Genomic DNA, 336 nt, shown 5'->3' on the forward strand with positions numbered 1-336 from the left:
TAATTGCTCCATCTGTAATCCCCCTATTTCGAATTTGTCTTTTTAAAATCGTATACAGTATGTGAAATTTTACTATCTCATTGTTGAATAAGGGAACGATGCTTAGTAAAGTAGCCCCCACCAATCTACTCTGCATGGTTCCGTTATCCATTAGGCTGTCGTTCTCTGTAAAGCTGCTACCCTCTTATCCTCATCATGGATAGCCCATCCTTCTTCTACATGTTGCATTAACTCGTGATACTTAAATACATCGAATATCCAAACGTATTGATTACTCCCAAAACCCAGCTCTTTCATATACAGCATGAATTCTCTTGTACCTTTGTATCTTGGAAT

At 37.8% G+C, this 336-nt stretch carries 1 protein-coding gene; it reads right to left on the reverse strand.

The window, feature by feature from the left end:
* Positions 1-150: 150 nt before the first annotated feature.
* Positions 151-336 (reverse strand): hypothetical protein (locus SB719_RS19300; RefSeq protein ID WP_412159624.1); only part of this gene is annotated, 186 nt, incomplete at its 5' end.

This window comes from Pantoea sp. SIMBA_079, from assembly GCF_046940275.1.
Classification (GTDB): Bacteria; Pseudomonadota; Gammaproteobacteria; order Enterobacterales; family Enterobacteriaceae; genus Pantoea; species Pantoea borealis.